This window comes from Formosa algae (assembly GCF_001439665.1).
GTDB lineage: Bacteria > Bacteroidota > Bacteroidia > Flavobacteriales > Flavobacteriaceae > Formosa > Formosa algae.
Window position 1 is genome coordinate 1 of record NZ_LMAK01000024.1, and the last position, 13,531, is coordinate 13,531.

The 13,531-nt window shown below is 34.0% G+C and carries 12 protein-coding genes; 9 read left to right on the plus strand and 3 right to left on the minus strand.

Translation table 11 applies throughout. The features are described from left to right. Nucleotides 1-48: 48 nt before the first annotated feature. Both AST99_RS08640 and AST99_RS08645 read right to left on the minus strand, forming a co-directional pair. Complete coding sequence (locus AST99_RS08640; protein WP_057781443.1) at nucleotides 49-1,230, minus strand: TlpA disulfide reductase family protein; 1,182 nt, start codon at nucleotides 1,228-1,230, stop codon at nucleotides 49-51. 263 nt (nucleotides 1,231-1,493) lie between these two features. Next, nucleotides 1,494-2,240 carry an arylesterase gene (locus AST99_RS08645; protein WP_057781444.1) on the minus strand — a complete coding sequence of 249 codons (747 nt, stop codon included), beginning with the start codon at nucleotides 2,238-2,240 and terminating at the stop codon, nucleotides 1,494-1,496. Between the two features lie 26 nt (nucleotides 2,241-2,266). On the opposite strand from AST99_RS08645, the gene AST99_RS08650 reads away from it, so the two are divergent. From AST99_RS08650 to AST99_RS08670, 5 genes are all read left to right on the plus strand, one after another. Further along, entirely contained in the window at nucleotides 2,267-2,956 is a 690-nt protein-coding gene (locus tag AST99_RS08650; protein ID WP_057781445.1) for an ABC transporter ATP-binding protein, read from the plus strand. 47 nt (nucleotides 2,957-3,003) lie between these two features. Next, the gene (locus tag AST99_RS08655; protein ID WP_057781446.1) at nucleotides 3,004-5,499 is read left to right on the plus strand and encodes an ABC transporter permease; all 2,496 of its coding nucleotides are present in this window, start codon (nucleotides 3,004-3,006) and stop codon (nucleotides 5,497-5,499) included. Nucleotides 5,500-5,702: 203 nt separating this feature from the next. After that, nucleotides 5,703-6,353: a hypothetical protein gene (locus AST99_RS08660; protein ID WP_057781447.1), complete on the plus strand. Its 651-nt coding sequence runs from the start codon at nucleotides 5,703-5,705 to the stop codon at nucleotides 6,351-6,353. A 221-nt stretch (nucleotides 6,354-6,574) separates the two neighbouring features. Next, a complete protein-coding gene (locus tag AST99_RS08665) occupies nucleotides 6,575-7,291 on the plus strand; it encodes a DUF6090 family protein (RefSeq protein ID WP_057781448.1) in 717 nt (238 codons plus the stop codon). A gap of 574 nt (nucleotides 7,292-7,865) precedes the next feature. Next, nucleotides 7,866-8,150 (plus strand): helix-turn-helix domain-containing protein, encoded by a 285-nt coding sequence (locus tag AST99_RS08670; protein ID WP_057781449.1) that lies wholly within the window; start codon nucleotides 7,866-7,868, stop codon nucleotides 8,148-8,150. Between the two features lie 104 nt (nucleotides 8,151-8,254). On the opposite strand, the gene AST99_RS08675 is transcribed toward AST99_RS08670, so the two are convergent. After that, complete coding sequence (locus AST99_RS08675) at nucleotides 8,255-8,896, minus strand: DUF6266 family protein (RefSeq protein ID WP_057781450.1); 642 nt, start codon at nucleotides 8,894-8,896, stop codon at nucleotides 8,255-8,257. Between the two features lie 470 nt (nucleotides 8,897-9,366). On the opposite strand from AST99_RS08675, the gene AST99_RS08680 reads away from it, so the two are divergent. From AST99_RS08680 to AST99_RS08695, 4 genes are all read left to right on the plus strand, one after another. Beyond that, a complete protein-coding gene (locus tag AST99_RS08680; RefSeq protein WP_157486339.1) occupies nucleotides 9,367-10,200 on the plus strand; it encodes a hypothetical protein in 834 nt (277 codons plus the stop codon). Nucleotides 10,201-10,378: 178 nt separating this feature from the next. After that, complete coding sequence (locus tag AST99_RS08685; RefSeq protein ID WP_057781452.1) at nucleotides 10,379-11,047, plus strand: hypothetical protein; 669 nt, start codon at nucleotides 10,379-10,381, stop codon at nucleotides 11,045-11,047. Nucleotides 11,048-11,396: 349 nt separating this feature from the next. After that, entirely contained in the window at nucleotides 11,397-12,386 is a 990-nt protein-coding gene (locus AST99_RS08690) for a hypothetical protein (RefSeq protein WP_057781453.1), read from the plus strand. Nucleotides 12,387-12,405: 19 nt separating this feature from the next. Further along, nucleotides 12,406-13,398, plus strand: coding sequence for a hypothetical protein (locus AST99_RS08695; protein WP_057781454.1), 993 nt, complete (start codon nucleotides 12,406-12,408; stop codon nucleotides 13,396-13,398). Nucleotides 13,399-13,531: the final 133 nt, after the last annotated feature.

The window sequence follows — 13,531 nt, forward strand, 5'->3', positions numbered from 1 at the left end:
ATTAATTATACACGGTGTTGGCAAACGTTTTTATTTTCAATTTGTTAATTAGTTCGAAGATAATAATGTATTTAGTTTTTTTTCTAAATCATTCAAGCTTTTATCTTCCTTATCAGCGCCACGATAGCGGTCAACTATAATACCTTTTTCATCAATTAAGATGTATGCTGGAATGGGCTGTACATAATATGATTTATTAATAGAACCTTCCTTTCCAACATTGCCCATCCCTTCATAAATATGATACCAATCTAATTTTTCATTTTTTACGTTTTCTTTCCAGCTTATTTCATCCTTGTCAAATGAAACACCAATAATTTCCAGCCCATTTGAATGATATTTATCGTAAATCCTCTTAATTTCGGGAATTTCCTTTTTACAAGGCACACACCAAGCTGCCCCAAAATCTAATAATACAGTTTTTCCTTTGAATTGTTTGAGACTTAAAACATTCCCGTCAATATCCTCTTGAGAAAAGTTTGGTGCGACATCGCCAGAATTGACAATGTGTAGTTTAATTTGCTCTTGGATTTTTAAACCATATGACGACTCCTTAATTATGGGATTTAGTTGAGAATATAGCATTGATAATGAATCAGGGGGAAGTGTTCTATAATAATTATTTATTACATATCCACTAACATATGATTTTGGATTATCAACTGCATATTGAATTCTAACATTTTTGATGTCATCTAATAGTTTTTGCCATTTTGTAGTCAAACTTTTAATTTCTGTTTCAGAATTTTCATTGGGAATGTCTTTATTCTTATCAATTAATTTTTGTCTTTCATCACTTATATTTTCAATTTTTTCATAAAAAGGTTTGGTTGTTTTATCTAAATTCTCATTTTCAATTTGGGTTTTTGAACCACTTATTTTTGCATTTGGGAATTCCCCTTCCTTTAGTGTTAAATCAATTTTGTTTGGTTCTAAAAAAAACATTAAACGATTAGGGTCTTCCATATACCTACCAGTTAAGTTACTTGTTAATGAAACCATTTGAGTATTCATTAGATAACCTTCTTTTGAAAAAGATTGATTTTCTACTGGCAATGTATCCGAAACGTAAACGTTGGAACTGTCAATATAACTTAAGATTACATACTCCGTATTAGAGCCATCAATTTTCCCTTTTAATACAAAAGATTTGCTATTGGATTTAAGTTGATTACAGGATGTCAAAATAAATAATCCAAGGGTAAATATTGTAAGTGCTTTTATTTTCATTTCATAGAATTTAGTGATTAGTTTCTTTTTCAAATGTTTGCTAACTCCTATTATACTAAATAAACGTTAGTTTATCCCGTAAGGAATTCTTGTTTTAGTTATAATCTTAAAAGTAAAACAAATTAACTTAACACCATTACAGGAAAACCGTAATTAATCGATTTTATTCAAGTATAAGTAATAGCGCATCCGTAAATGTGAGCTCTTAGGTTATAGATAAAAGGAAACGTAATTATAGTGTAAGTATGAGCTAGAAAGGTGTATTACGACTTTACCATTGGGCCTAAAACATCCCACACCGTATGGGCTACTAGTTTATGGCCATCAACATTAGGATGAATACCGTCACGCTGGTTTAATTCTGGAATACCGCCCACTTGTTCTAAAATAAATGGGATAAACCCAATGTTATTTTCTGCGGCTAAGTCTATAAATAACTGTTTAAAGTCCGTAGTATAATCCGCACCCATATTTGGTGGCAATTGCATACCGGCTAACACAATTTGTGTGTCTGGGCTTTTGCTTTTAACCACATCTATAATGGCTTGTAAATTGGCACGAGTTTCTGTAATGGGTACGCCTCGCAAACCATCATTAGCGCCCAATTCTAATAAAAAGATGGTAGGTTTTTGCTTAATAACCCAATCTATTCTGCTTTTTCCACCAGCACTTGTTTCTCCGCTTACCCCAGAGTTTATCACTGTATAATCTAAATTAAGTGCATTTATGGTATCTTGTAGTTTACCTGGATAGGCGTCGTTAGTATCGTCTAAACCATAACCTGCAGTGATACTATCTCCAAAACACAAAATGGTTTTACGTTTTGTTTCTGGTGTTTCGGTAGTTTCTGCTTGTGCGTTTACAGTGTCTGTAGTGGTTTGCTGTTTAGAGGCCTCGTTTCCGCAAGAAATCAGGAGTAAGGCTACAATAAAATAACAAAACTTTAAGAGTTTTGAGACTTTTAACCATGGGTGAAGTGATTGCAATTGTTTATTTTGAGCCTCGCACATAAAAAGTGATTTAAATTAAAGATTAAATGTCAAAGATATTAAAGATAACTGGGTTAGAAAAGACTTATACTAGCGGTAACAAACAATTAACGGTATTACACGACATCTCCTTTGATGTTGAACAAGGCCAAATATTTTCCATTGTCGGACCTTCAGGAAGTGGTAAAACCACCTTATTGGGGTTATGTGCAGGCTTAGATCAGGCCAATGCGGGAACGGTGGAATTGTGCGGAGAAAATTTAAGTGCTTTAAACGAAGACCAACGGGCGCAATTACGTAACAAACATGTGGGCTTTATTTTTCAGAATTTCCAATTGTTACCTACTTTAACGGCTTTAGAAAATGTGAGTGTACCCTTAGAATTGCAAGGCGATAAAAATGCCACTCAGGTGAGTTTAGACTTGTTAGAGCAAGTGGGCTTGGGGGGACGTGTACATCATTATCCATCTCAGTTGTCAGGTGGAGAGCAACAACGTGTGGCTTTAGCACGCGCGTTTGCCAATAAACCAGCCATTTTGTTTGCCGATGAACCTACGGGGAATTTAGATGAAGAAACGGGCGAAAAAGTCATTCAGTTATTATTTGAGTTGAACAAAGCCCATGGGACCACTTTGGTAATTATTACTCACGATTTAGATTTAGCCAACCGTACGCAACACATCTTAAAACTTAAAGGCGGAAAAATAATAACGAACCAACCGACTGCAGCACTTTGATACAACATATACCCAAAAAAAACATACAATTAGCATGGCTTTTTAAAATGGCTTGGCGAGATGCCAAAGCAAGTAAAGTCCGTTTACTATTATTTATGGCCTCTATAATTTTAGGTATCGCTGCGGTGGTGTCTATACAATTATTCAGTGCTAATTTACAAGGTAATTTACAGAGCCAGTCTAAGACGTTAATGGGAGCCGATTTTATAATCGACTCCAAACAGGAACCTACAGTACGGGCACAAGCGATTATCGATTCGTTAAAACCAGACGCTTCCGAAGTTAATTTTGTCTCTATGGTGGCCTTCCCAAAACAAGGCGGTACCAAATTGGTAAAAATACAAGGAATCACTGGCGGATTTCCGTTTTATGGCGATATAGAAGCTGAACCTGCAACTGCGGCAACCACTTACCAAACATCTGGTGGCGCATTGGTCGATGCCACGTTAATGATGCAATTTAACGTTAAACCAGGCGATTCTATAAAAATTGGCGAACTGACATTACCAATCGCTGGGGCCTTAACATCCATGCCTGGGAATTCGGCTATTTCTAGTTCGGTAGCACCTCCAGTAATTATTCCGCGTGAATTTGTAGCAGCCACGAAACTGATACAATTTGGGAGTCGCCGAGAATATCAGTACTTCTACAAGGTGTCCGATACGGTTAACCTAAAGCGTTTAGAGGATGTAGTAGAACCGATGCTAGATTTAGAAAATGCCGATTTAGATACCCATACCGGAACGTCTAGACGTTTAGGTAGACGTTACCAAAATGTGGGAAACTTCTTGAATTTAGCAGCCTTTATTGCTTTATTATTGGGCTGTATAGGTATTGCCAGTTCGGTACATATTTACATTAAAGAGAAGCTAAAAGCCATAGCCGTGTTAAAATGTATGGGCGCATCAAGATTGCAAAGTTTCTTGATATTCCTTATTCAAATTGCTGGTATTGGTATTTTGGGTGGCGCTATAGGTGCTGGAATTGGTGTGGGCTTACAGTTGGTATTTCCGTATTTATTACAAGACTTTTTACCGTTTACATTACAGATTTCTATTTCCGCTATTCCCATTCTTATCGGGATTTTACTTGGCCTGTTTATGTCGGTGCTCTTTGCGCTTTTACCTTTATTACGTACTTGGTTTGTATCGCCTTTAGATGTCTTACGCGTTAGCGAAGATGGGGCACAAGAGCCACGTTTGGTCCGGTTTTCTGTATTCGGAGCCATTGTTGTGTTTTTATTTCTATTCTCGTATTGGTTAATTAGAGATGCGGTATTTGCACTAGGATTTGTAGGGGCAACTTTATTAACTTTTGCAGTATTGGCTGGAGTTGCCATGGCATGTATTAGTTTAATTAAACGGTATTTTCCGAAGCATTGGAGTTTTACTGCACGACAAAGTATTTTAAATTTATTCCGACCAAATAATCAAACCGTGGTGTTAGTGGTTGCCATTGGTTTGGGGACGTTTTTAATTAGTACACTGTATTTTACCAAAGATATTTTATTGGCAAAAACCGAAGTCGGTGCACAGTCGGAAAACGCCAATATCATCATACTCGATGTGCAACCCGATCAGCGTGCCGCCATTTCAGATGCGATTAAAGCACACCAATTGCCAGTGCTTAGCGATATTCCGTTAGTTACCATGCGTATGCAGCGCATTAATGGCGACTTGGTGAATACCATCCGTCAGGATACTACACGACAAGTCCGCGGTTGGGTGTTAAACCATGAATTTAGAACCACATATCGCGATACCTTAATAGATTCTGAAGTTATTATTGCAGGGGAGTGGACACCAAGATTAACACCTGGAGAGCCGTTAGTGATTTCTATTTCCGATAATTTAGCTGAAGATGCTAATCTAGATGTTGGCGATCCTGTAGTCTTTAATGTGCAAGGTGTACTTATGGAAACTACGGTGGGGAGTATTCGTCAGGTAGATTGGTCGCAAGTGCAACTTAATTTTACCGTAGTCTTTCCCGCTGGCGTGTTAGAAGATGCCCCACAGTTTAACGTCCTGACCACTTTGGTCGCAGACGAGGCCACTTCGGCACGATTACAACAGGATTTGGTAAGTAATTTTCCCAATGTATCCATCATCGATTTAAGGCAAGTTTTTACCCTTGTAGAAAGTATATTAGATAAAGTTTCGTGGGTAATAAACTTTATGGCTTTCTTCAGTATGTTTACCGGAATTATAGTGTTAATTGGTTCAATTAGAACCAGTAAATATCAGCGTGTTAAAGAGAATGTGTTGTTACGGACTTTAGGTGCCAAAAACAAACATATTTTACAAATTTCGGCTTTCGAGTATCTGTTTTTAGGACTCTTAGGGAGTGTAGTTGGTATATTATTAGCGTTAGTTAGTAGTTTGGCTTTAGCACTTTTGGTCTTTAAGGAACCGTTTGTACCGTCTGTTATTCCATTTTTAGTGCTCTTACCAGGTATTACAACTTTGGTTTTAGTAATTGGGTTAAGCAATATACGTTCGGTGCTTAAAAGTTCGCCTTTAGAAGTGCTGCGTAAGGAAGCTTAAACATTGCTCGTGCAGGTTATATAGCATCAGTACATTTCGGAATACGATATCATAATCAGGGTTTTTAAGGGTATAAACGCCTCTAAGACTCTGATTTTTTTATTGGTCCATGATTTGAGATCAAACCTGATCGTCTTTTTTATTTTAGTTGGCACGCAACCTTTTTTTAAATCTGCATCTTATAATAAAACCTTCAATATATTATGACAACCAAACTATTTCGATTTCCTATTTTTATTTGTGGTCTTATATTAAGTGTAGCGAGTTGCAATTCTGATGATGATTTAACTAATTACGAGGTCTGTACCTACGAGATTGTTAATTCCCCTGCAGACGACACTGTGACTGCAGAAGAAGAGGTTTTAGCCGAATCACTATTCGCAGCAAACAATATCGCGTCTGATGCCCTCCAAATCACAGCCATCAGTACAGATCTGTATCTTAACGATCATGTGTATTGCAATCAGTTTTTAAATGGCTTACAAATTTTAAATCATGATCTCATTTATCATTTTGATGCTGAAGGTTCATTTTATCAATTAAGCGGATACCGTATTACAGAAACTGAACTGGATACCGAAAAACGGTTAACTGAAAATTATGTTACAAATGTGTTTTTAAATGAAGTTGCTGAAGATGATGCGAGTAGCTCAGAGCTAGACGATATTATTGCGGGCTGTGTCGATATTCAATTTGGGTATTTTGAGCAATTTGGTGGTGGTATCGATTATGAATTCATTGCTTTAGTAAAAGCGTGGAAAGTTACACCACACGATGCCGATTATCCAGTTTTATACCTAAACGATAGTAACTCAGAACTTATCTATTATGGTAATGGGATTCAGACCAATTAAAAGGTTTGATTTGAACATTTAGGTAAGTTGAATTTATGGATTTGGGGTAGGTCTATTTTTGTTAGTATAACTAAAATAAACATGTTAATACCTAAGTAAAGGCTTGTAACATATGGCTATAGACAATAGAAAAGTGAGGATATTCCGAAAAAATAACTGATTATCGTTTATATTTGTTTTGATGTAACACGTTGTGCTTCATTATAACCAACCGCTAATCAATGATAAAACTCTTTGGGAAAATTAGACAAAAATTACTTTCTGAAAATAAATTTGGAAAATATCTGACTTACGCAATCGGAGAAATTGTGCTTGTTGTTATTGGAATTTTAATTGCATTACAAATCAACAATTGGAATGAAAATAGAAAACTACAAGCTGAAATTACTGATATTTATAAGCAGATTGTTATTGACTTAGATAATGACATTGACGAGTTTTCAAACGTTATCAAATATTACGATTCTATAAAACCCGTTTACGATGCTGTCTTTTCAGATACTAGAACAATAGATTTATTAGACGATGGATTATCTCGAATAATGGCCGGAGGTCCAATAACCAATATGAATAAAGGCGGTATTGAACGCTTAAAATCAGTTGCTTCTAAAGATAGTCTATCATTGCATTTAATTGAAATATACGATACTGGAACATTTCTTAACCTTTTAGAGAAAAAAATTTCTGATGAATCTTGGTTAGTTACAACTACATTTAGAGATAATTACAGTTGGTATCCCGAATGGATAAGTAAAAGAATAACAAAAGATAATAGCAGTAAAGAGCTACAAGATTATTTTGTAAATAGTCAAGAATATAGACATTATGTTATTAGTAGTTACCAGAAATTATATAATTCTTATCTTCCAAATTTGCAATTCGGAATAATTGAATTGGAAAATATAAGGAAATTAATTAATGAACGAATAGATAAATAACGATAGCACAACAGCATGTATAATTAATTGCTGGGTTAGTGCCGACTTACGAACATTCCTGCAGAATATTCTATCTGTGATTTATTTGCTAAATAAGGTGCTTAACCACGCAACTAACCATAAACATTACCGTCCCACGCAATTTGACCAAACCAATGAATATATATTGACTTGAACATTTTCGACAGCATTAAGAAATAAGAAAATCTCGATGAAATGAGCGGAATTTATATACAAAATGGGAGAATTTAGTCTTATTAAGTAAAATAGTAGTTCCTTATTCAAATGCGCATCTGCATGACTTATTTCGTGGATTTCAGAAAAACCTAAATGATATAGATAGCTTACCGCAATGTGAAAAGCCAGTGGCTCCCGCTAATCCTTTTTATGGACTTAAATAGCGTGATTTTACGCGCATAAACTAAATACGAAGTGGGCCTGTTCTCTGTAAAAGAACCAAATACGTGTTTCTACGTATTTTTAGTCCTCTTTAAGTTTTGCATGTAAAAAATAAGTAAATTAAAGACTAACAAACTAATATAGAACACTTTAATCTTATTAAACCACCCAAACGATGAGAAAGAACAAGACCAATATCCCACAGCCACAAGCCCCACATATAGAATTTGATTCTAAGTTACTCGAAAACGAAATATGGCTTACCACCCAAGAAGCCATGCAACATTTAAATGTGAGCCGCAGTACGATTTACAGACTACGCAGAAAACACCACATTCCAAATTTTAAATTGGGTCACAGTCCAATGTTTCCAAAACATTTACTTAATAAGCTTTTATTACATCGTTCTATACGTAATGTAAAAGAGCAGGAAGACGGCCGTATCGCTAAAGTACAGTAAAGGTTATCTTGCTATAACCAAAGAGTACAGCATACAAAAAGCGCATTCGCTTAGCAAACCTTGGTATGCCTTGCCAATACGCTTTTTACCGTGTAGGTTCGCACTTAACTAACCGTAACACGACCCAAATACGTACTTATTGCTGCTAATGTAGTTTCGGGTTTATTAAACGATGCCCACACTTCAACTTCAAACGTACTCATATACGCCGGTAAATTTACTGTTGCCGTTGTAGCATCGCGGGTATCTACAGCCAGATCGCTATAAAACAAATTTAAATCTGGGGCATAAGCCACCACCATTAATTCGTCGAAGGGCGAGGCATTACCTTGTCCGCTATTATCTGCCCAATTTAGGGTTAAAATTTGTCCGGCGCCAGCGGCTAAAGTACCGCTATTTAAGCCCCGTAAATCGCCTTTACTAATAAGCACTTTGGCATAATCTATTTCGTAACCCAGAGCAGTACTTACCACAGCTTCTTTAAGATGGTAAGAGGTTGCTAAATTAAAACGCGATTTGTCGTCCTGTTTATTTCCAAAGTATAGATTTAAAACCTCTTGCAAAGGAGTTAAAAACTGAATGACTATTTTAAATTTTGCGCGTTGCTCTTCCTGTTTTGCGCTAGGAGTATACTTACCACGTTGTGGTAAACTACGCATAATGTCTTTACCGCGCCATCTTGCGCCAACTACATTTCCTACTTTTCCTGAAAATCCGCCTAGGATTCCTTTTTCAAATGTTGCCATAATTATATGTTTTATTGATTAATAGATGTCTAAACTAGAATTTAAAACACTGAAAACAAAGCAGTTGACACATGGTGACACAAAGAAACACAAACTGAACGGTTGTAACACAAGGTGACACACCCTGACACATGATGACACATCCTGAAACATGATGAAACCGCCTGACCACTACTGACCACTCATGACACAATATACTGTTTTACAAGGGGTTTTGTTCGAGTCTTGTTCGGGTTTTGTTCAGGTACAGCTTTGCTCTATGTTTTAAAAATGGAGCGTTTTAGGACGGAAACCCGAAGCAAACTGCTATAATGGGTATTTAAATGCCATTGAAGCTAAAAATTATGTGTTTAGAAGTCAGTTGTTTATGTAAAGGATTTTATAGCATATATATTGCATATATGTTATATTTGGGTGTATAATGGACATAATGTTCATTATAGAATTGTTAGTTATAATACCTAAAAACTATGAAAACCTGTTTTATAATAATGCCAATAAGTGATAATTCAAATTATGAAAAAGGTCATTTCCATAGAGTTTATGAACACATAATTAAGCCAGCATGTGATATAGCAGGCTTTAAGCCTGTAAGAGCTGATGATGTCTTATCTACAAACCACATCGCATTAGATATTATTAAGAAAATAATTGATTCTGATATGGCTTTATGTGATTTAAGTTCACAAAATCCAAACGTACTTTATGAATTAGGCATCAGGCAGGCATTCGATAAACCTGTAACACTTATCAAAGATTCTAAAACTAAGAGAATATTCGATATACAGGGGTTTCGAGACTTAGAGTACGATGAAAGTTTAAGGATTGATAGTGTGGAAGAAATTATTGATTTAGTTGCAGAAAATTTAAAATCTACATATAAACAACAAGAAACTGAAATCAATTCACTTGTTAGGTTATTGGGAATAACACCAGCCGAATTGAAAGAAAGCACGAAAATTTCCATAGAAACAGAACTAATTCTAAATAACCTCAATTCAATTAATAATAGATTGGAAAATCTTGAGAATAAAAAGAAAAATACACTCCAACAATATGTTATTATGGATGACGATAAAACACAAAAGAACAAACATGACTACGGAGAATCATATTCAATAAAAGAATTTGAGGATTTAAAAAAAGGAGATAAAGTTGCTCACAATAGATTTGGAATTGGCAAGGTTGTTAAAATTGAGGGAAAATCAACAGATTTAAATTCTTTTAAAGGAACTTTCGAATTTGAAAATGGAAGCACTAAAAAATTATTATTACGCTTTGCACAAATGTATAAAGTACTATAGCTAACACCGCATAAAAAAAATTGCTTATTTTAGTTAAATTAAAAAGTAGTTGCTTTTTTACTAGCTGCTGATTTTCCTTCGAAAAAACCTCGCATGCAAAACCGCAACTCTTTTTATGAAAACACGTTAACGGTCAGGCTAAAACGAGCCACCAAATGAAAAATAAAACAATAGAATTATGACTCTTGAAGATCTAATAAAACAATATAAAACAGAGAACTACAAATTTTGGAAGTATAGAGACAAAGAAGGAAATGACATTAACACCCATTTTTTTTTTGAAACTCATTCAGACTACTTGGACAAGTATTTAAGTTTTTATAAAGACTTACCTAACTTGACTGAATTAATTGTTCACGCTGCAGATGGGATTTTCAAACTAACAAACAACGGAATAAAATATTTTATTAGGCATAATCATCAAGAAGTATTTTTAGATAATGAAGGTAATCAAAGGGGCATTCCTTTTGAGATTTCTAAACAAGTTCGTGACAATCTTATAAAGAGAATGAATGATATTCTAAAAGCAAGAACTTTTGACGAAATTTTTCAAATAGTAACAGATTGTAAAGTTAAAGGCTTTGGTGAGTTATCAATTTATGATACTTCTATGAGAATTGCTTCTCATTTAAACATTGAACCTGACAAAGTTTATTTACATGCTGGTGCTAGGAAAGGAATGGAGGTGTTAGAAGAAAAAGGTTATGTAGAACAAGGAAGTGCAAAAAAGAAATATATTGAAATTAAAGATATGCCAAAACCATTGCAACAGTTAAAGGCAGCCGAAACTGAGCATTTGCTTTGTTCAATGAAAGAAAGTATGGCACAATTAAAGCCATTAAACTGAATATGTGACATTGGAAAATAAAGCCCGAACCGCTATCGAGTAGACGGTTGACGACTTAAAAGCCGATACTGCGTCTCTCACATCAAAGTACTGTGGTAAAAAACAAGTAAAAACGCATTAATTTTTTACTAAAGTATTTCTATGAGAATCATCATATATTGACCCAGATTTTGCTATGGCAAATGGGTGTTTTAATAGGGGATTACAGACTGTAAAAAATGCAATTAATTTATACAAAGACATACATTTTATTTATCTTTAGACTATAGAACACCAAATATGGGATAACAATTATCTGCCTAAAAACAATTTAAAACTGTAGCCATATTTCAGGACAAGACATTACTCTATGGATAGAAAATCAATTTTAAATCAACTTAAATTAGCATATAGCCCATTAACCAATTATGAATTTACAATTGTTAAGAATGATCCATTAATTGAAAGAGCACTTGAAAAAGCAAGTCTATATGTAATTACACAAAGACCAATAATTACATTTGAAAATATTGTATCAAATCAAGAAGAAAATTTACTAAAATTTGAAATCCATCAAAGAAATAAACCGAATATTTTAAAATGTAAATTACCCTATTTACAAGATGTATTTAATGTTTCTGGTGAGCACGAAATTCATCTAGCTATAAACTATATTAAGAAACCTGCTAATCCTAATAAACAACCAATTGGTAATGTATATGGGTTTTCTTTAGTTGAATACAAAAATAAGGAAAGTAGGTTTTTAATTTGGTTCTCTCCTGAAAAACTCCTTCAAAACTGTTGGAGAGGAAATCTGAAATGTGAAATAGATGGAGATATTAGGGAATTTTTAAAATACAAAGTCCATTATGTAGGCAAGGCTACCAAACAGGGGATTTTAAATAGATTAACAGGACATAATACTTTACAAGATATTCTATCTCTTGAATACCCATTTTCATTTGGTGAACTTCCAACACATGAGATTGCGATACTTTGTTTTGAGTTTCAAGATAACTTAGAAATACAAAGTTTTGGCATAGAATCAAGAAATGAAGATATAGTAGCAGCTTTAATGGGAGAAAACCGACCTCCACAAGACAAAATATTCTTAGATGCTGAAAAAGCTCTTATTAAGGCAATGAAACCTAGTTATAATAAGCAACTATTTAACAGTTATCCTATTAGTAAAGATGGTTTATTTGATGAAAATTATGATGTCATTTCTTATACTTTTATTGATCCTATTACACTCGAATATGAAAATGGAATTATTGAAGGGGGAAAATCTCTTATAGGAGGAGATAGTATTATTATATCAGACAACGAAAAAATGGAACTGGTAAAATCAGCACAGTAAAAGTATACAAATATATAAAATGAGTTACAAAGAAGAAATTTCAGGAATTGTTGAAGAAAAACTAATTGATAAGAGCGACATCTTTGATTACTTTGAAACACCTTTTGAAACGCTATGCAACAAAATATATTTGTACTACAAAAAACTAATAGAAAACAATTCAGATTTATATAATATTGAACCGAATTTCTTCTTCTTCAAAAACAATACAACCATAAATGCTTCAGCTTACATAAAAGAAAATAACACTTTAACAAGCATTAATATTGGTACAATTCATAAACTAAAAAGCATCTTTTTGGATAGCGAAGAACTCACCAATGAAATCTTTGGTGAATCCATACAAACAATTAATCAAATTTTAATTGAAAAAGAAAGTTCAGTAATGGAATTCATGTACTATTCGGCAATAATTTTCTTAATGAATCACGAAATAGGTCATCTGATACAGAATAATGGCAAATCAGAAAAACACATACATGAATCAATTAACGAAGCAGAAGACTTCAACATTGAAAATCACATTTACGAAGTCGACTCGGATATATTTGCATCCATGAAACTTACCCAAGATATTCATCAAGTTTGGCTTAAATTCGATGATAAACATAGAACTGACGAATTTCTTTGTGATTTAATTTCTTTAGCATCATCTGCAATCGGAATCTTTAAACTCTTCAATTTGAACGCAGTAAAAGAAGTTTATTTCAAGGAGAAATCTCATCCACATGTAGCAGTTAGATTTATAATTATTCAAGAAAATATTGTGAACTACATTTCTCACATTAGAAAATCAGAAATATCAGAAGAATATAGGGATACAATGATGTTGAATTCATTTGGCTTAATTGAAACTTTAAATAAATTTCATAAAGATTCATTTTTTGACAATTTCACTAAGACAGTTAAGCAACATTCAGATAAATTAGAGGAATATGGAATATACCTAACCAAAGAAGTAGCCAAAAATGAAAACTGTGCTTATTACAAAATGAAAGCATTAGAAAAATAACTGTCTATAACAACAGTAACCGTTACACAAACCAATACTAAATAGTCCAACGATAATAAAAATGGTCTTTAGAGACGGTTTCTGTTTTTATACAGTTAATATTTTAGGTGATTTACAAGGTCTTAAAAGCGTA

Bases quoted from the DNA above. Each gene is read 5' to 3' on its own strand.
- AST99_RS08640 (WP_057781443.1), bottom strand. From the start codon at position 1,230: ATGAAAATAAAAGCACTTACAATATTTACCCTTGGATTATTTATTTTG.
- AST99_RS08645 (WP_057781444.1), bottom strand. From the start codon at position 2,240: ATGTGCGAGGCTCAAAATAAACAATTGCAATCACTTCACCCATGGTTA.
- AST99_RS08650 (WP_057781445.1), top strand. From the start codon at position 2,267: ATGTCAAAGATATTAAAGATAACTGGGTTAGAAAAGACTTATACTAGC.
- AST99_RS08655 (WP_057781446.1), top strand. From the start codon at position 3,004: ATGGCTTGGCGAGATGCCAAAGCAAGTAAAGTCCGTTTACTATTATTT.
- AST99_RS08660 (WP_057781447.1), top strand. From the start codon at position 5,703: ATGACAACCAAACTATTTCGATTTCCTATTTTTATTTGTGGTCTTATA.
- AST99_RS08665 (WP_057781448.1), top strand. From the start codon at position 6,575: ATGATAAAACTCTTTGGGAAAATTAGACAAAAATTACTTTCTGAAAAT.
- AST99_RS08670 (WP_057781449.1), top strand. From the start codon at position 7,866: ATGAGAAAGAACAAGACCAATATCCCACAGCCACAAGCCCCACATATA.
- AST99_RS08675 (WP_057781450.1), bottom strand. From the start codon at position 8,896: ATGGCAACATTTGAAAAAGGAATCCTAGGCGGATTTTCAGGAAAAGTA.
- AST99_RS08680 (WP_157486339.1), top strand. From the start codon at position 9,367: ATGAAAACCTGTTTTATAATAATGCCAATAAGTGATAATTCAAATTAT.
- AST99_RS08685 (WP_057781452.1), top strand. From the start codon at position 10,379: ATGACTCTTGAAGATCTAATAAAACAATATAAAACAGAGAACTACAAA.
- AST99_RS08690 (WP_057781453.1), top strand. From the start codon at position 11,397: ATGGATAGAAAATCAATTTTAAATCAACTTAAATTAGCATATAGCCCA.
- AST99_RS08695 (WP_057781454.1), top strand. From the start codon at position 12,406: ATGAGTTACAAAGAAGAAATTTCAGGAATTGTTGAAGAAAAACTAATT.